Annotated in this window: 16 protein-coding genes and 1 tRNA gene; 10 read left to right on the top strand and 7 right to left on the bottom strand. The window is 68.9% G+C overall.

Annotation, left to right across the window (positions count from 1 at the left end; translation table 11 throughout):
- Window positions 1-88: 88 nt before the first annotated feature.
- Window positions 89-1,387: a dicarboxylate/amino acid:cation symporter gene (locus ACWTPI_RS01860; RefSeq protein ID WP_020204438.1), complete on the bottom strand. Its 1,299-nt coding sequence runs from the start codon at window positions 1,385-1,387 to the stop codon at window positions 89-91.
- A 433-nt stretch (window positions 1,388-1,820) separates the two neighbouring features.
- Between ACWTPI_RS01860 and ACWTPI_RS01855 the strand changes: the two genes are divergently transcribed.
- From ACWTPI_RS01855 to ACWTPI_RS01835, 5 genes are all read left to right on the top strand, one after another.
- Window positions 1,821-2,138, top strand: coding sequence for a (2Fe-2S) ferredoxin domain-containing protein (locus ACWTPI_RS01855; protein ID WP_020204439.1), 318 nt, complete (start codon window positions 1,821-1,823; stop codon window positions 2,136-2,138).
- A 118-nt stretch (window positions 2,139-2,256) separates the two neighbouring features.
- Window positions 2,257-2,901 (top strand): alpha/beta hydrolase, encoded by a 645-nt coding sequence (locus ACWTPI_RS01850; protein ID WP_059410378.1) that lies wholly within the window; start codon window positions 2,257-2,259, stop codon window positions 2,899-2,901.
- 68 nt (window positions 2,902-2,969) lie between these two features.
- A complete protein-coding gene (locus ACWTPI_RS01845) occupies window positions 2,970-4,187 on the top strand; it encodes a D-alanyl-D-alanine carboxypeptidase family protein (protein WP_454730841.1) in 1,218 nt (405 codons plus the stop codon).
- Window positions 4,188-4,203: 16 nt separating this feature from the next.
- Window positions 4,204-4,506, top strand: a complete 303-nt coding sequence (locus ACWTPI_RS01840) for an HP0495 family protein (protein ID WP_020204442.1) — start codon at window positions 4,204-4,206, stop codon at window positions 4,504-4,506.
- A 376-nt stretch (window positions 4,507-4,882) separates the two neighbouring features.
- Complete coding sequence (locus ACWTPI_RS01835) at window positions 4,883-6,076, top strand: class I SAM-dependent rRNA methyltransferase (protein ID WP_020204443.1); 1,194 nt, start codon at window positions 4,883-4,885, stop codon at window positions 6,074-6,076.
- Window positions 6,077-6,159: 83 nt separating this feature from the next.
- Here ACWTPI_RS01835 and ACWTPI_RS01830 read toward each other — a convergent pair whose 3' ends face one another.
- The gene (locus ACWTPI_RS01830; RefSeq protein WP_020204444.1) at window positions 6,160-6,909 is read right to left on the bottom strand and encodes an SDR family NAD(P)-dependent oxidoreductase; all 750 of its coding nucleotides are present in this window, start codon (window positions 6,907-6,909) and stop codon (window positions 6,160-6,162) included.
- 142 nt (window positions 6,910-7,051) lie between these two features.
- On the opposite strand from ACWTPI_RS01830, the gene ACWTPI_RS01825 reads away from it, so the two are divergent.
- Window positions 7,052-7,990 (top strand): LysR substrate-binding domain-containing protein, encoded by a 939-nt coding sequence (locus tag ACWTPI_RS01825; protein ID WP_454730840.1) that lies wholly within the window; start codon window positions 7,052-7,054, stop codon window positions 7,988-7,990.
- Window positions 7,991-8,152: 162 nt separating this feature from the next.
- Here the strand turns inward: ACWTPI_RS01825 and ACWTPI_RS01820 are convergent, their stop codons facing one another.
- The 4 genes from ACWTPI_RS01820 to ACWTPI_RS01805 all read right to left on the bottom strand — a co-directional run bounded on the left by ACWTPI_RS01820 (window position 8,153) and on the right by ACWTPI_RS01805 (window position 12,227).
- Window positions 8,153-9,784, bottom strand: a complete 1,632-nt coding sequence (locus ACWTPI_RS01820) for an EAL domain-containing protein (protein ID WP_020204446.1) — start codon at window positions 9,782-9,784, stop codon at window positions 8,153-8,155.
- Window positions 9,785-9,860: 76 nt separating this feature from the next.
- Window positions 9,861-10,115 (bottom strand): hypothetical protein, encoded by a 255-nt coding sequence (locus ACWTPI_RS01815; protein WP_454730839.1) that lies wholly within the window; start codon window positions 10,113-10,115, stop codon window positions 9,861-9,863.
- A gap of 342 nt (window positions 10,116-10,457) precedes the next feature.
- The gene (locus tag ACWTPI_RS01810; protein WP_454730838.1) at window positions 10,458-11,159 is read right to left on the bottom strand and encodes a glutathione S-transferase C-terminal domain-containing protein; all 702 of its coding nucleotides are present in this window, start codon (window positions 11,157-11,159) and stop codon (window positions 10,458-10,460) included.
- 159 nt (window positions 11,160-11,318) lie between these two features.
- A complete protein-coding gene (locus ACWTPI_RS01805; RefSeq protein ID WP_454732431.1) occupies window positions 11,319-12,227 on the bottom strand; it encodes a LysR family transcriptional regulator in 909 nt (302 codons plus the stop codon).
- Between the two features lie 170 nt (window positions 12,228-12,397).
- Between ACWTPI_RS01805 and ACWTPI_RS01800 the strand changes: the two genes are divergently transcribed.
- Window positions 12,398-13,150, top strand: coding sequence for an SDR family oxidoreductase (locus ACWTPI_RS01800; protein ID WP_454730837.1), 753 nt, complete (start codon window positions 12,398-12,400; stop codon window positions 13,148-13,150).
- Window positions 13,151-13,190: 40 nt separating this feature from the next.
- Here ACWTPI_RS01800 and ACWTPI_RS01795 read toward each other — a convergent pair whose 3' ends face one another.
- Window positions 13,191-14,081 carry a LysR family transcriptional regulator gene (locus ACWTPI_RS01795; RefSeq protein ID WP_020204448.1) on the bottom strand — a complete coding sequence of 297 codons (891 nt, stop codon included), beginning with the start codon at window positions 14,079-14,081 and terminating at the stop codon, window positions 13,191-13,193.
- Window positions 14,082-14,177: 96 nt separating this feature from the next.
- On the opposite strand from ACWTPI_RS01795, the gene ACWTPI_RS01790 reads away from it, so the two are divergent.
- The 3 genes from ACWTPI_RS01790 (at window position 14,178) to ACWTPI_RS01780 (ending at window position 17,112) form a co-directional block, all read left to right on the top strand.
- The gene (locus tag ACWTPI_RS01790; RefSeq protein ID WP_454730836.1) at window positions 14,178-15,176 is read left to right on the top strand and encodes an NAD-dependent epimerase/dehydratase family protein; all 999 of its coding nucleotides are present in this window, start codon (window positions 14,178-14,180) and stop codon (window positions 15,174-15,176) included.
- Between the two features lie 481 nt (window positions 15,177-15,657).
- Window positions 15,658-15,744: transfer RNA gene (locus ACWTPI_RS01785), tRNA-Leu, on the top strand.
- A 258-nt stretch (window positions 15,745-16,002) separates the two neighbouring features.
- Complete coding sequence (locus tag ACWTPI_RS01780) at window positions 16,003-17,112, top strand: DNA alkylation repair protein (RefSeq protein ID WP_454730835.1); 1,110 nt, start codon at window positions 16,003-16,005, stop codon at window positions 17,110-17,112.
- Window positions 17,113-17,228 lie beyond the last annotated feature (116 nt).

The following is a 17,228-nucleotide window of genomic DNA, read 5'->3' as shown; positions in this document are numbered from 1 at the left end:
CGCATGCGTTGGGACACGCGCCGATGATACCCGCTGGCGGGCGGCGCCGGCGGGCGCCGCGGCCGGCCCGCGGGCGCCGGCGGCGTCCTCAGCGGGCGCCGGTGCCGGCTTCGGCAAGTTCGGCCGTGCCATCGCCGCCGCCGCGCAGCACGCGGTCGAGCTGCTTGCGGTCGAGCTCGCGCTCCCAGGCCGACATCACCACCGTGGCCACGCCGTTGCCGACGATGTTGGTCAGCGCGCGGCACTCGCTCATGAAGCGGTCGATGCCGAGGATCAGCACCATGCCCGCCACCGGGATGTCAGGCACCACCGCCAGCGTGGCGGCCAGCGTGATGAAGCCCGAGCCGGTCACGCCGCTGGCGCCCTTGGAGGTGATCATCGCCACGCCCAGCACGGTGAACTGCTGCAGCAGCGTCAGCTCGATGCCGGTGGCCTGGGCGATGAAGATCACCGCCATCGTCATGTAGATGTTGGTGCCGTCCAGGTTGAACGAGTAACCCGTGGGCACCACCAGGCCCACCACCGACTTGGAGCAGCCGAGCTTTTCCAGCTTTTCCATCAGGTGCGGCAGCGCGGCCTCCGACGAGCTGGTGCCCAGCACGATCAGCAGCTCTTCCTTGATGTAGGCGACGAAGCGGAAGATCGAGAAGCCGGTGAAGCGCGCGATCGTGCCCAGCACCACCACCACGAACACGATGGCCGTGAAGTAGAACGTGCCGATCAGCTTGAGCAGCGGCACCAGCGAGCCCAGGCCGTACTTGCCGATGGTGAAGGCCATCGCGCCGAACGCGCCGAGCGGCGCGACCTTGGTGATGACGTGCACGATGTGGAAGAACACCTTGGAGACCTGCTCGACGAAGTCGAACACGATCTTCGAGCGGTCGCCCATCGCCGCCAGCGCCGAGCCGAAGAACATCGACACCAGCAGGATCTGCAGGATTTCGCCGTTGGCGAACGCGCTGAAGATCGTGTCCGGGATGATGTGCATGAAGAAGTCGACCGTGCTCTGGCCGTGCGCCTGCTTCACGTACTGCGAGATCGCCTTGGTGTCCAGCGTGGCCGGATCGATGTTGAAGCCCACGCCTGGCTTGAGCGCATGGGCGGCCAGCAGGCCGATCAGCAGCGCGAAGGTGGAGACGATCTCGAAGTACAGCAGCGCCTTGCCGCCGACCCGGCCGACCTTCTTCATGTCGCGCATGCCGGCGATGCCGGACACCACGGTACAGAAGATGATCGGCCCGATGATCATCTTGATCAGCTTGATGAACGCGTCGCCAAGCGGTTTCATGGCCACGCCGGTATCGGGCCAGTAGTGTCCGAGCACGATGCCGACCGCGATGGCGAACAGCACCTGCACGTACAGGATCTTGTAAAAGGGTTTCCTCATGATGTCATCCTCGGTGTTTTGACCGTGCCCGCCGCCGCGGCGGCGGCAGGATCGCGCGCCCTTCTCGACGAGGACGCGTCTGGTTTAAGCATCGCAACCGCCGTGCCAGCCCGGCGCCACGCGACAACCTCATGATTCCAAACGGGAATTCTCCAGGCGCAGGCGCGCGCACTCCGGCTTTCCGGAATTCCGGAAAGCGCGCGTCCGGGAATCCGTACGCCGGCGCCGGCATAGGTGCCCGTTACGCCACCCGCGAGCGCGGCCGCCACGTTCCCGCCCGGCGGCGCCGCGGCAAAGCGGTAAATCGCCGCGCGCAACGCCGTATAATTCAGGGCTTCCACCTGACCCAGCGGCCGGCGCACGCCGGGCACCAGCCTCCGGTGCCACAGATCGCCGACCTCCGCCGACACCCGACGACATCCGCCGAGCACGCATGAGCAGCTTCTACCAGCACCACGTTTTCTTCTGCCTCAACCAGCGCGACGACGGCCGGGCCTGCTGCGCCGACCACAACGCCCAGGCCATGCAGGAATACGCCAAGAAGCGCTGCAAGGCGCTCGGCATCAACGGCGAAGGGCGCGTGCGGATCAACAAGTCCGGCTGCCTGGACCGCTGTGAACTCGGCCCGGTGCTGGTGGTCTATCCCGAGGCCGTCTGGTACACCTTCGTCGACGAGCACGACATCGACGAAATCATCGACAGCCACCTGGTGGGCGGCAAGCCGGTCGAGCGCCTGATGATCGACCGCTGAGCCGCCGGTCCGCGCCCGCCGCGCGGACACCCCTGAATCCCCGGCATCGCTGCAAGCCCGCGCGCCACCGCGCCGGCGCCAGCCATACCGCCATCCAGTTCCCTGCTTCCGGTTTTCCATGAACGCGCATACCCAGGTACTCACCATCACCGGCCCGGCCGGCGCCATCGAACTCTCGGTGGACCTGCCGCAGGGCCAGGCGCCGCGCGGCCTCGCGCTGGTGGCCCACCCGCATCCGCTGTTCGGTGGCACCAAGGACAACAAGGTGGCGCAGACCCTGGCGCGCAGCTTCGTGCAGCTCGGCTACGCCACCGTGCGCCCCAACTTCCGCGGCGTGGGCGGCAGCGCCGGCACCCACGACAACGGCGTGGGCGAGCAGGACGACCTGCTCGCCGTGATCGACTGGATGCGCGCGCAGACCGGCTGGTCGCCCGAGGCCGCCACGCTGCCGCTGGCGCTGGGCGGCTTCTCGTTCGGCAGCTTCGTCGCCAGCCACGTCGCCCGGCGCCTGGCCGAGGCCGGCACGCCCGCGCAGCGCCTGGTCATGGTCGGCACCGCCGCCAGCCGCTGGCAGGTGGCCGGGGTGCCGGCCGACACCATCGTCATCCACGGCGAGCAGGACGAGACCGTGCCGCTGGCGAGCGTGTTCGACTGGGCGCGCCCGCAGGAGCTGCCCGTGATCGTGATTCCCGGCGCCGACCACTTCTTTCACCGCAAGCTGCACCTGATCAAGCAGCTCGTCGTCAATGCGTGGGAGCGGTGACGCGGCAGCGCTTCTGCCCGCCCCGCCCGCGCCTTGCCCGTACCCATTTTTTTGTCGGAAACTGAAACATGTTGAATAGAGCCACGCCGCTTCTCGCGTCCGCCAACACGTCCGTCCTGGCCGCCGCCGCCACCGCCGCCGTGGTCGGCGCCGCCACGCTGCTCGCCCCCGCGCCCGCGCGCGCCCAGGGCGTGCCAACGCCGCAGGTCGCGGCCAAGTCCTGGATGCTGTTCGACGCCACCAGCGGCCAGGCCCTGGCTTCGCAGAACGCCGACCAGCGCATCGAGCCGGCCTCGCTGACCAAGCTGATGACCGCCTACCTGGCCTTCGCCGCGCTCAAGGAAAGGCGCCTGACGCTGGAGCAGACCGTGGTGCCGACCACGCTGGTGCTCAAGGTCAAGAGCGACGAGTCGCGCATGTTCCTCGAGCCCAACAAGCCGGTCAGCGTGCAGGACCTGCTGCTGGGCCTGATCGTGCAGTCCGGCAACGACGCCGCGCTGGCGCTGGCCGAAGCCGTGGGCGGCTCGGAAGAAGGCTTCGTGGCGATGATGAACCGCCAGGCCCAGCAACTGGGCATGAAGAACACCCACTTCACCAACACCGACGGCATCCCCGACCCGAACCACTACACCACGGCCAACGACCTGGCCACGCTGACCACGCGCCTGATCAAGGACTTCCCCGAGTACTACGGCATGTACTCGCAGAAGGAATTCACCTACAACAAGATCCGCCAGCCCAACCGCAACCGCCTGCTCTACATCGACCCGACCGTGGACGGCGTCAAGACCGGCCACACCAAGTCGGCCGGCTACTGCCTGATCTCGTCGGCCAAGCGCCCGCTGGCCAACGTGCCGAACGGTTCGCGCCGCCTGATCTCGGTGGTGATCGGCACCGCCACCGAAGCCGTGCGCACGCAGGAAAGCCTGAAGATCCTCAACTACGGCTTCCAGTTCTTCGACACGCTGCGCCTGTACGACCGCGGCCAGGTGCTGGCCACGCCGGACATCTACAAGGGCCGCGCGTCCACCATCAAGATCGGCGTCAAGGACGAGACCTTCATCACCGTGCCCAAGGGCACGGGCGCGCGCATCAAGCCGGTGCTGGAGCGCCAGGAGCTGCTGGTGGCGCCGATCGCCGCCGGCCAGCAGGTCGGCACCGTCAAGCTGATGGACGGCGCCACCAAGGTGGCCGAGTTCCCGGTGGTGGCGCTCGAGGAAGTGCCCGAGGCCGGCTTCTTCGGCCGCCTGTGGGATACCATCCGCCTGTGGTTCAAGCGCAAGTAAGCAGGAGGGCTTTGCCATGAGCACCGACGACCCCAAGGGCAGGCCGGGCGACATCCCGCCGTCCGAATCGCTGATCGAATACCCCAGCCATTTCCCCATCAAGGTGATGGGCAGCATGCAGGACGGCTTCGCCGAAGCCATCGTCACGCTGGTGCAGGAGTTCGACGCCGACTTTCACGCCGGCAAGCTGGAAATGCGCCCCTCGCGCAACGGCAACTACCTCGGCCTGACCATCACCGTGTGGGTCACCAGCCGCGAGCAGCTCGACGACCTGTACCGCGCGCTGACCTCGCACCCGATGGTCAAGATCGTGCTGTAGTTCGCGCTCCTCTCCTGCTTGCGGGAGAGGAGACGGGGGTTGCGAATGCTGCCGTGCTGGAAAAAACCGGCGGCTTCGTTTCTCGCCTCTGCGCTGGGAAAAACCGCTGGCTCCGCTTGATGTGGCTCCTAGCTAAACCGCCCCTCTCCCCGGCCCTCTCCCCGTGAGGGGAGAGGGGGGACACCTTGCTTGGGCCAGCTCTGGCGGTGTGGGCCCATTCGCGGGCTTCGTCGATCGCCCCGGGGGGGGGGTTCCTCCCCTCTCCCGCCCGCGGGAGAGGGGCCGGGGGAGAGGGCGGGGGCTTGCGAATGCCGCCGTGCCGAAAAAACCCCCGGCTTCGTTGCCCGCCGCTGCCAGCCCCAAAACCAAAAAAACCATGAACACCATCACCCTCAAGCCCGGCAAGGAAAAATCGCTGCTGCGCCGCCACCCCTGGGTCTACGCCACCGGCGTGGCCGCCACCGAAGGCCGTTGCGAGCCGGGCAGCACCGTGATCGTGCGTGCCGCCGACGGCCGCTTCCTGGCGCGCGCGGCGTACAGCCCCTCTTCGCAGATCCGCGCGCGGGTGTGGAGCTTCGACGAGAACGAGCCGGTCGACCACGCCATGTTCAAGCGCCGCGTGTCCGCCGCGCTCGCGCACCGCAAGCAGTGGGTCGCCGACAGCAACGCCGTGCGCCTGGTCTTCGGCGAGTCCGACCGCCTGCCGGGCCTGATCGTCGACTACTACGGCAGCGGCGCGGGCGGCCAGCTGGTGTGCCAGTTCAACTCGGCCGGCGTGGAAGCCTGGAAGGACGCGCTGGTGCAGGCGCTGGTCAAGGAAACCGGCTGCCCCAACGTCTACGAGCGCTCCGACGCCGCCGTGCGCGAGCGCGAAGGCCTGCCGCTGGTCACTGGCGTGCTGGCCGGCGCCGAGCCCGACCCGGCGCTCAACGTCACCGAGCACGGCGTGCGCTATTACGTGGACGTGCGCAACGGCCACAAGACCGGCTTCTACGTGGACCAGCGCGACAACCGCAAGCTGGTCGGCGACCTCGCCGCCGGCCGCGAGGTGCTCAACTGCTTCTGCTACACCGGCGGCTTCTCGCTGGCCGCGCTGCGCGGCGGCGCCACCGCCGTGACTTCGATCGACTCGTCGGGCGAAGCGCTCAAGACCGCCGCCGGCAACGTCACGCTCAACGGCTTCGACCCCGCGCGCGCCACCTGGCTCGACGCCGACGTGTTCAAGACGCTGCGCCAGTTCCGCGCCGAGGGCCGCCAGTTCGACCTGATCGTGCTCGACCCGCCCAAGTTCGCGCCGTCGGCCCAGCACATCGACCGCGCCGCGCGCGCCTACAAGGAGATCAACCTGGTCGGCATGCAGTTGCTGCGCCCGGGCGGCCTGCTGTTCACGTACTCGTGCTCGGGCGCGATCAGCATGGAGCTGTTCCAGAAGATCGTGGCCGGCGCGGCGACCGACGCGCGCGTCGACGCGCGCATCCTGCGGCGCCTGTCGGCCGGCACCGACCACCCGATGCTGGCGGCCTTCCCCGAAGGCGAATACCTCAAGGGCCTGCTGCTCGAAAAAATCTGAGGCCGCGGCGGCGCCGTTTCCGGCAATGCCAGGCAGCCCGCCCGCCGCGCCAGGCAGCGCGGCGGGCTTTTTTTTGCCGGGACTCAGACCTGCGCGAGCCCGCCGTCGACAAAGAATTCGGCGCCGTTCACGAAGCTGCTGTCGTCCGACGCGAGGAACAGCGCGGCGGCGGCGATCTCGGCCGGATCGCCGACCCGGCCGAGCGGCGTGGCGGCCGCCAGGTGGCCGTAGATCGCATCGGCCTGTCCTTCGGGCACCAGCCCGGTCAGCCCGGGCGTGCGCGTGGCCCCGGGGCTCAGCACATTGACGCGGATGCCGCGCGGCTTCAGGTCGAGGATCCACGAGCGCGCGAAGTTGCGCACCGCGGCCTTGCTGGCGCTGTACACGCTGAACGCTTCGGTGCCCGAGGAGCCGGCGGTGGAGCCGGTCAGGATCACCGAGGCGCCATCCTTGAGCAGCGGCAGCGCCTTCTGCACCGTGAACAGGGTGCCCTTCACATTGGTATCGAAGGTGCTTTCATAGTGCGCCTCGGTGATCGTGCCGAGCGGCGCGAACTCGCCGCCGCCGGCATTGGCGAACAGCACGTCGATCCGTCCCGCCTCCTGCCCGACCAGCGCGTAGAACCGGTCCAGGTCGTCGAGGCTGGCGACGTCGCCGCGCAATGCCGTGACATTGCCGCCGAGCTGCGCGACCGCGGCGTCGAGCGCATCCTGGCGGCGGCCGGTGATGAAGACGCGCGCGCCTTCGGCGACGAAGCGCCTGGCGGTGGCCAGGCCGATGCCGGAACTGGCGCCGGTGATGACGGCGATCTTGCCTTCGAGTTTGTTGCCCATGCTGCGATTCCTTGCGGTGTCTTGCGGCCTGCCACCATTGGCACGCCGGTGTGGGAGCAGAATAGGCCGCGCCCAGGTGCGGAACAAGGCAGCCTGCGGCAAGGGATCGTTCTATATTTGCAATAGTTCAAAGGAGCCACTTTTGCCCGCCGCAGCCGACCTGCCCGATTTCCCCGACGTGACCGACATGCTGCTGTTCGCCCAGGTGGTCGAGCACGGCGGCTATACCGCCGCCGCGCGCGCCACCGGCATGCAGGCATCGAAGCTGAGCCGGCGCGTCGCGGAACTCGAGGCGCAGCTCGGCGTGCGGCTGCTCCAGCGCACCACCCGCAGCGTCACCGTGACGGAGATCGGGCAGACGCTCTACCGGCATTGCGTGGCGCTGCAAAGCGAGGCGCGCGCGGCGCGCGAAGCCGTCGAGCGCGTGCGTTCCGCGCCGCAGGGCGTGGTGCGCCTCAGTTGTCCGCCCGGGCTGCTGCGCAGCGACGTGGCGGCCATCCTGTCGCGCTACCTGGCCGAACACCCGCTGGTGCGCATCGACCTGGTCGCCACCAACCGGCGCGTCAACGTGGTGAAGGAAGGGTTCGACATCGCCATCCGCGTGCGGCGGCCGCCGCTCGACGACTCCGACCTGGCCGTGCGGCCGCTGGGCGACTCGGCAATGGTGCTGGTCGCCAGCCCCCGCCTGCTCGCCTGCTACGGCCATCCGGCCACGGTGGCGGCGCTCGCCGGCCTGCCCACGCTGGGCACCGCGCGCATGGCCGACAAGCACGTATGGCCGCTGCGCGGGCCGGGCGGCACGGAAGTGCCCTTTCATCACGTGCCGCGGCTGGCGACCGACGACATGTCCACTCTGCTGCATGCCGCCTGCGATGGCGCCGGCGTGGCATGCCTGCCCCACAACTTCGTGCAGCGCGCGCTCGACGAAGGCGCGCTGATCCGCGTGCTGCCGGAATTCCGCCTGCCGGTCGGCATCGTCCACGCGGTATTCCCGAGCCGGCGCGGGCTGGTGCCGGCGGTGCGCACGCTGCTCGACGCGCTCGTGCGCGGCTTCGGCACGCCGGCCGCGGGCGGGCGCTAAGGCGATGCGCGCGCGGGCGCCTTCCGCTAGCGCGCCGCCCCGCGCCGTCATCGCCGCCGCCGTCATCACGTCTTCATGCGAACGTCTTCGGTCCGTCACAAAACCTGCCTATAGTCCGCTGTGCGGATGCGGCATTGGCAGGTGTCCTTCCGCCTCTTCCTATCAGTCTTCGTGGTAGTTGCCCCGCGGCGTAGCGGGGCTTTTTTTTGCCTCGCCGGCGCTGCTGGGCAAGCGGCGCTGCCCCGCGCTCGCGTACCAGCGCGCGAATTCCAGCGGCGGCATCGGCCGCGCGTACAGGAAGCCCTGCATGAACGACACGCCGCGCGCGCGCAGGTAGTCGAACTGCACCGGCCGCTCCACGCCCTCGGCCACCAGCCCGGCGCCGAGGCGCTGCGCCAGGCCGATGATGGTGTCCAGCACCGGCGCGTTGCCCTGCTCCGGGTCGATGGCCTGCACGAAGCCCTTGTCGACCTTGAGCAGGTCGAACGGAAACCGCTGCAGGTACGACAGCGCGCAATAGCCGGTGCCGAAGTCGTCGATGGCCACGCGCACGCCCTCGGCGCGCAGGGCATGCAGGTTGCGCTGCGCCTGCTCCGGGTTCTCGACCAGGCCGCGCTCGGTGATTTCGAGCACCACCACCGGCTGGCGCGCCGACACCTCGGCCAGGAAGGCGCGCATGTCGGCCAGCAGGCCCGGGCTCGACAGGTGCTCGGCGGCGAGGTTGATGCCGAGGTGAAACCCGGGCCGGGTCTGCCAGCCGCGGAAATCGCGCGCCACCATCTCCAGCAGGTGCCGCGTCAGCGGCACGATGACGTGGGTCTGCTCCGCGGTGGCGATGAAGGTATCGGGACGCACCGGGCCCGTGCCCGGGCGGTCCCAGCGCAGCAGCGCCTCCGCGCCCTCGCAGCGGTCCTCGGCGGCGCTGTAGACCGGCTGGTACTCGACGCGGAACTCGCCGTCGCGGATGGCGCGCAGCAGTTGCTCGCGCTCCGAGCGCCGGCCCTGCTGCAGCCGGTGGCAAAGGAACACCAGCACGCCCGACAGCAGCACCGCGAACGGCATGAAACGCTGCAGCAGCTCGTGCCACGCGGCGTACAGGCGCGCGCGCAGGCCGTGCACGCGCACGCCGATCCGGGTGCCCGACACGTCGGCGTCGCCCTCGAACAGCATCGAGGTCATCGCGCGGGTGGCCTCCGGCACGCCGCCGCGCAGGGCGATGCCGTCGCCCACGCGCAGCTCCAGGCTGTAGCCGCCGAGCGGCGCCACCGCCTGCAGCAGGTCGAGCAGGTGCTGGCCGTCGACGATGGTCAGCACCGAGCGCGCGCCGCCGGATTTCTCCACCAGCAGAGCCGGGCGGTCCGGCATCAGCGGCGAGCCGCTCACCATGCGGGTCCACGGCTTGCCGGGCACCCTGGCCGGGAACGCCTTGACCGAGGACAGCGGGTAGTCCACCGGGCCGTCGATCGACGAGCAATAGATGCGGTCGTGGTCGGTCAGCAGCACGGAGCGGAAATACGGCTCCAGCGAGCCCACGCGCGCCAGCTGGTTGGCGATCGGCGCGCACGGCTGCTCCGTCAGCGGCAGCAACTGGCCCGCCACCAGGCGCGCGTGCCCGAGTATGCTTTCCGCCCGGTTGCGCACGAGGTCGGCGACCTGCATCGCCTCGCGCCGCTCGTGGCGGCGCGCCTCGGTCCAGCTCAGCACCGCGCACAACAGCAGCGGCACGAGCGCGACGCAGGCCAGCAGCAGATGGCGGCGCCACGGCGGGCGGTCCGAGATGGCCGATTCGGACAAGATTGACTCCCTGTGATGAAAAGCGCCGGTGCCCGGCGAGCGGAGCGCGTCGCCCGGGCGCGGCGCTCCGGCATGATCAAAGCCCGGCTATGGTACGGCGATGGCTTCGCAGCCGGTGAAATTGGCGCACGAGCGTGGCGCGCGGGCAGCTTGCAGATGTCTCGTCTTTTTTATCGAACAGGAATTTTCCGATATCGTCCGATAAATTTCCGATAAATTTCCGATAAGCGTCCGGCAGCGTCTGATCGAATATCCGGATCCGGTCCCGCGAAAACGGATGCCTTGCCGTTTTTTCAAGACACTGCCATCGCCATGAGGCGAGGTCAATCATATCTATGCCGGCATTGTGGATTCCCCTCATTGCCGGCGGCCATTCCCGCGCCAAATTGAACTCCGTTCTTCCATTTCGCCACTCCCGGCCTGATTTCGCGGCGAATTCTCCATGAAATAAGGCGGCCCGCACTTCAATCGCGCGGGCAATTGATATAAAACAATCAATAAAGAAATTTCCGAAACGAATTCACGAATTGTTTTTAAACCCGGCATGGCGGGCGGCATGACGACCGCGGCACATTACCGGAAAATGCCGGCGGAAACGTCACCGAAAGCGGAACCGAAAGCACCGCCAGGAAGGACGCGCGGCCACGCGCCAGGAACCGAACGGCCCGCCGCCCTACCGCGCACCCTGCCCCATCGCCGCGCGCACGCCGTTGCAGTGCCGCACCATGTTCGGCCGCGACAGCACGAAGCGCTTGAGCGGCGTGTCGATGTCGTAGCAATGGATGTTGGCGACGAAGCCGTAGATGCCCGCGTCGGTGCTGGCCGGCGCGTCGCCGAACAGGAAGGCCCGCTCGCCGATCAGGCGGGACACCACCGCAAGGTCGGCCATGCCCCGCGCATACACCTCGTCCCGCTCGTAGCGCCCGATGCCCTGGTAGTAATAGCGCTCGAAGTTGTACTTCCGCGCGGCGAGGAGCGCGTCCTCGGTGAGGTCGGCATGCGTGCGCAGCAGCGCCGCCATGAACGCCGGCCAGTAGCGCTCGTCGCGCCAGCGCGAATACGACATCACCCAGTACAGGTCGTCCAGCGTGCGCCGCACGAGGTGATCAAGGTCGCGCTGCGCGTCGGTCAGCGCCGCGTCGATGGACAAGCCGTAGTGCTGCGTCAGGTGGCGCACGATGGCGTCGCTGTCGCCGATGGCGTGGCCGTCGTCGTCCACGTAGGGCAACTGCGCGCGCGGCGCCGACCGCGCGTCGAGGATGTGGCGATGCCCGAACGCCAGCCCGCACAGCTTGAGGAACGCGAAGACCTTGAGGCCGTAGGGATTGTTGTCCTCCACGCCGAACAGGTCCGGGTAGGAATAGAGTGTGATCACGCGGCGCTCCTTGCTGGCGGCCAGCCTGGCACGAGGGTCCCCGCAGTGTTCGGGAAATGGCCGCGCAAGGCAAGCACCAGCGCGGCGGGCGCGGCAGGCGGGCGCCCACGCCGCCACATTCGCCGGCGGCGCGACGGCGCCGATGCCTGCGGCGTCACCTCATGCTGCGTCGCCGCGCGCGGACCAGCTTGCCAGGCCGCCTTCGTTGAGCGCAGGTATCGCCGCGAACGCGCTGGCGATGAAATCCATGAACACCGCCGCACGCCGCGGCAGCAGCCGGCTTGCCGCATAGACGATCTGGATCGGCACCGGCGGCGCGGCATGCTCGCGCAACAACAGCCGCGCCTGTCCGCTGCGCAGCGCGTCCTCGAACAACCAGGGCGGTGCGTAAGCAATACCGACGCCGGCAAGCACCGCGGCACAAACACCGTCGGGCGAATTGACGCGAAAGCGCCCGGCGACGGCAACCTCGCCGTCGCGGAAGCGCCAGATGCTGCCCGAGGACAGCAGCGTGTAGACGATGCAGTCGTGGTCGCGCAGTTCGGCGGGCGTGCGCGGCTCGCCGCGCCGCGCCAGGTAGTCGGCGCTGGCCACGCATACCCGCTCCGACATGCCGATGCGCCGCGCGCGCAAGGCGCTGTCCTTCAACGTGCCGATGCGGATCGCGAGGTCCGCGGCTTCGTCGACGAGATCGACATAGCGGTCGCTCATCAGCAAGTCGAGTTCAAGCTTGGGATAGCGCTCCAGCAGCGGCGCCACCAGCGGCAGCAGGTGGATCCTGCCCAGCGTGGTAGGACATGCCACGCGCAGCAGCCCCGATGGCTGCGCATCGCCGCGAGCGGTCGATTCGGCCTCCATCACGGCATCGAGCACGCGCCGCGTCTCGGCGTAATAGCGCTCGCCCTCGGGAGTCAGCGCGAGCCTGCGCGTGGAGCGGTGCAACAGGCGGGTGCCGAGGTGCTGCTCCAGCGCCGCCACGTGGCGGCTGACATTGGGCTGGCCGATGCCCAGCTCTCGCCCGGCCGCCGAAAAACTCCCGGTTTCCACGGCGCGCGCAAAGCAGGTCATCAACAGGAAGCGGTCCAATCTTCACCTCACCGTGGCAATTCATGCAATCAGAGCATGAATCATATACGTTCCACCCCACTTATCGGCCAGGGCCCGGGAGCGCATTCTCTGCGGCAAGGCAAGCAGCATCCGCTGCCCGAACCACGGCATTCCCATCCCAGAGAAAAAGCATGTCCCGACTGCAAGGCAAACGCACCCTCATCACCGGCGGCACCAGCGGCATCGGCCTGGAGACCGCCAGGCAATTCCTGGCCGAAGGCGCCCGCGTCATCGTCACCGGGGTCAATCCCGAATCCATCGCCAGGGCCCGCGCCGAACTCGGCTCCGAAGTCCTGGTCCTGCGCGCCGACTCGGCCAGCGTCACCGCCCAGCAGGCGCTTGCCCAGGCCGTCAAGGACCACTATGGCCAGCTCGACGTGGCATTCCTCAATGCCGGCGTCGCGGTATGGATGCCGGTCGGCGACTGGACCGAGGCGATGTTCGACCGCACCTTCGATACCAACGTCAAGGGTCCCTACTTTCTGGTCCAGGCGTTGCTGCCGGTATTCGCCAGTCCCGCCTCAGTCGTGCTGAACACCTCGATCAACGCGCACGCCGGCGCCGCCCGCTCGACCGTCTATGCCGCCAGCAAGGCCGCGCTTCTCAGCATGGCCAGAACGCTGTCGGGCGAACTGCTGCCGCGCGGCATCCGCGTCAACGCCGTCAGCCCCGGGCCGGTGGATACGCCGCTCTACGACAAGCTGGGCATCCCCGATGCGTATCGCGCGCAGGTCAGCCAGGACATCGTCAAGACCATCCCCGCCGGACGCTTCGGCAAGCCGGAGGAAGTTGCCAGCGCGGTGGTCTACCTGGCGTCGGATGAATCGGCGTGGACGGTAGGCTCGGAGATCGTGGTCGACGGCGGGCGGCTGCTCAACGGGTAAGCACGCCTGCCGGGCTGCGCCACGGATCCTGAAACGATCGCTAAGGCCGCGCGTAGGCCACCAGCCCCTCGACCAGCGCATCGAACGTGACCCGGCAGCGCGGGCTGTTGCGCAGGTCCTCGTGCATCGTCACCCAGGTGTCGAGCTGCATGGAGAACGCGCCTGGCAGCACCCGCGCCAGCGTGTCGTCACGCGCGGCGAGCGCGGCCTGGCAGATACCGATGCCGGCGCCGCTGCGGATCAGCGCGAGCTGCGCGAGGTCGCTGTCGGTGCGGATCGAGAACGCATCGCGGTCGAAGCCCGTGAAGGACCGGCTGGCCGCGCGCACGAACGCGCTCGGCTGGTCGTAGCCGATCAGCGCGTGCCCGGCCAGCTCGCTGACCCGGCGCGGCGCGCCATGCCGGGCGAGGTAGTCCTTGCGCGCGTGCAGGCCGATCTCGATGTTGCCGACGCGGCGGGCAAGCAGTTGCGCCTGCTCGGGCCGCATCATGCGCACCGCGATGTCGGCCTCGCGCCGCAGCAGGTCCTGCACCCGGTTGGTCAGGACCAGCTCGATCTTCAGTTCCGCGTGCCGGCGCCGCAGGCGCTCGACGATGGGCGGCAGCACCTCGACCCCGACCACCTCGCTGGCCGACACGCGCACCACGCCGCGCACGCCTTCGCCATAACCGGAGGCCGCGCGCTCGAGCGAGGCGGCCGTGCTGGCCATGATCTCCGCGTGGGCGCGCAGGCCCAGCGCCACCTCGGTCGGCGCGAGGCCGACCTGCGAGCGCGTGAACAGGGCCACGCCCAGCGCCGCCTCCAGCGCCGCGACGTGGCGCCCCACGGTCGGCTGGGTCAGGCCCAGTTCGCGCGCGGCGCCGGACAGCGAGCCGGCCTTCAGCACGCCGAGGAAGGAGCGGTAGAGTTCCCAGCCGATATTCGAGGTCATGCGTAAATGTATAGCGACTAGTCGGAATTCGGTAATTTTCGTTTAGTCCATCCGCTCGCAGAATACCGCCATCGACACGCCTTTTCGGAGAGCAAGATGGCAAACGGCAACACGGTCCTGGTTCTCGGCGCCACCGGCGGCGCCGGCGGCGAAGTGGCGCGCCAGTTGCGCGACGCGGGCTGGGACGTGCGCGCGCTCCGGCGCGGCGCGGCGCACGCCACCGGGCGCAGGGACGGCATCCTGTGGCTGCGCGGCGATGCGCTCATCGCCGCGGACGTGGCCAGCGCCGCGGCGGGCTGCGCGGTGATCGTCCATGCGGTCAACCCGCCCGGCTACCGCAACTGGCAGCAGCTGGTGCTGCCGATGCTCGACAACACCATCGCCGCCGCCATCGCGCAGCGCGCGACCATCGTGCTGCCCGGCACGGTCTACAACTACGGCGCCGACGCCTTCCCCGTGCTGCGCGAGGACGCGCCGCAGCACCCGGCCACGCGCAAGGGCGCCATCCGCGTCGAGCTCGAGCGGCGCCTGGAACAGGCCAGCCGCGCGGGCGCCCGCGTCATCATCGTGCGCGCCGGGGACTTCTTCGGGCCGGGCGCCGGCAACAACTGGTTCTCGCAAGGGCTGGTCAAACCCGGGCAGCCGGTGAAGACCATCCGCTACCCGGGCCGGCGCGGCGTCGGGCACCAGTGGTCCTACCTGCCCGACGTCGCCCGCACGATGGTCGAGCTGCTCGCGCGCCGCGACACGCTCGACGCCTTCGCCGCGTTCCACATGGCGGGCCACTGGGACGCGGACGGCACGCAGATGAGCGGCGCCATCCGCCGCGTGGTGGCGCGCCGCACCGGCGCCGCGCCGCGCGTGGCCGCCTTCCCGTGGTGGCTGACCGCGCTGGCGTCGCCGTTCGTGGCGACGCTGCGCGAACTGCGCGAGATGCGCTACCTGTGGAACACGCCCGTGCGCATGGACAACGCGCGCCTGCTGGCGGTGCTGGGACACGAGCCGCACACCCCGCTCGACGAAGCGGTGGAGGCGACGCTGGCCGGCATGGGGAACCTCGCGCCCGGCGGGCCGAAGGCAATGGCGGCGGCATGAGGCCGCGGACGGCGGCGATTGCTGCTCTGCACCGTACCGCGGTACGGGTTTATGCCGACTTTTCGCCGCCCCCGCGTTGCGGTCTACTGAACGCGCATCAAGACGTGGCTGGAGCGTGGACCCGTACCGCTGTGCTTGCCATCGCGGTGCCCGCCATCGACCTTCGGCCGTGGATTCCTATATCGGGAGACGACATGGTGACCAAGCAGGATGATGCCTTCGTTTTGAAGAACCTTCTCGCACTGGCAGCACTGGAAGCCCTCGGCGGCGCGATCGCGCTGGGGTTCGCGTTCAACCTCCTGACCTGACGCGGGGACAGCCCCGGGGAGCACGCCGGCCACGGCCCCGAGCGCGGCTCCCCACCCGCCGCAAGCCGGCGCAGGCGCAGGCCCATGACGGGACTTCGCCGGCGCCTTCCCGCCATCGCGAACCGCGGCGCTTGCAAATTTCCATGCCTTGGGTAAAATGCGCGGCTCAGCTTGCCCAGGTGGCGAAATTGGTAGACGCACTAGGTTCAGGTCCTAGCGGTGGCAACACTGTGGAGGTTCGAGTCCTCTCCTGGGCACCACGAAGCTGTATTGCAGTGAGAAAGCAGTAAAAAGACAGTGAGAAGGTAGCAACAAGCAATCCGTCAGAGCCCCGCAAAGCCTCGTGCCCGCGGGGTTTTCTGTTTTCCGGCGCCGGTTTTTCGCCATGCCACTCGCCACGCCCCGCCAGCCGCGCGCCCGCGCTTCACGCTCCCCGAAGTCTCCTGACAGAAACTGACAGCAGCCTGGTCTATGCTCCCGCCAGCAGACCGAACGGCGGTCTGACCGGCACGAGACCCATGACCAAAGCTGCGCCAGCTCCGCTGAAACTGGCAATGGACACGCAGCGCTTCCGCCAGCTGGCGAAGCGCCTGCGCGCCGTTGCGCCCGACTTCGACGACAAGACCTTTCTCTCGGTCGCGCTCGACGGCCTGGAAGACCTGACCCTGATGGCGCGCGTGCGCCGGGCGAGCGTGGCCATCCACGCGGCTTGCCCCGCCGGCTTCGACGGCGCGCTGCGCATGCTGACCGAAGCCGCGCCGCATATCGGCGCAGGCTTCATGTCGCTGGTGCCGCCCGACTATGTCGGACAATACGGGCGCCATGCCGGACGCCGCGCGTTCGATGCCTCGATGAACGCGCTGAAGTTCTTCACGCAGTTCGGCACGTCGGAATTCGCGGTCCGGGAATTCCTGCGCGACGACCTGCCGCGCGCGCTCGCCATCATGGAAACGTGGTCCACGGACAGCAGCGACGCGGTGCGCCGCCTCGCCAGCGAAGGCAGCCGCCCGCGCCTGCCGTGGTCCTTCCGGCTCGGCGAGATAGAAGCCGACCCGGCGCTGACCGCGAACATCATCGACAACCTGCGCGCGGACGAGAGCCTCTACGTCCGCAAGTCGGTGGCCAACCACCTCAACGACATCACCAAGCGGCATCCGGACTGGGTGCTGGACCGGGTCGAGGCCTGGGCCGCCGGCAATCCGCGCACCGCGTGGATCGTGAAGCAGGCGCTGCGCACGCTGGTCAAGCAGGGCAACCCGCGCGCGCTGACGGTGATCGGCGCGGGCGCCGCGCCGCTGGTGGAGATCGGCCGGTTCGCCGTCACGCCGGCCAGCATCGCGCTCGGCGACGCGGTCACGCTGTCGTTCGAGCTGGTGTCGACCTCGCCGGCGCCGCAGCGGCTCGTGGTCGACTACCGGATCACCTACGTGAAGAAATCCGGCGCGACCTCGGCCAAGGTGTTCAAGCTCAAGGCACTGTCGCTGCCGGGCGGGCAGCGCGTGTCCGTGCGGCGCAGCCAGCATATCCGCGACTTCACCACGCGCACCCACTACCCGGGCCGCCACGAGGTCGAACTGGTCGTGAACGGCCGGCGCATGGCGAGCGGGTTCTTCGATCTGCGCTGCTAGCAAGCCGTTTCGAGAAGATCGGCGCGGCAAGTACCGCTTGCGGGCGAACCATCCGCGGCACCCTTGGCGCGGCCGCCGGCACCGTGTTAATATACGATTCGTTTACGTTTCGTATA

The sequence above is a fragment of the Cupriavidus ulmosensis genome (genome assembly GCF_977008105.1).
This window is presented reverse-complemented; position numbering and strand designations above follow the sequence as displayed.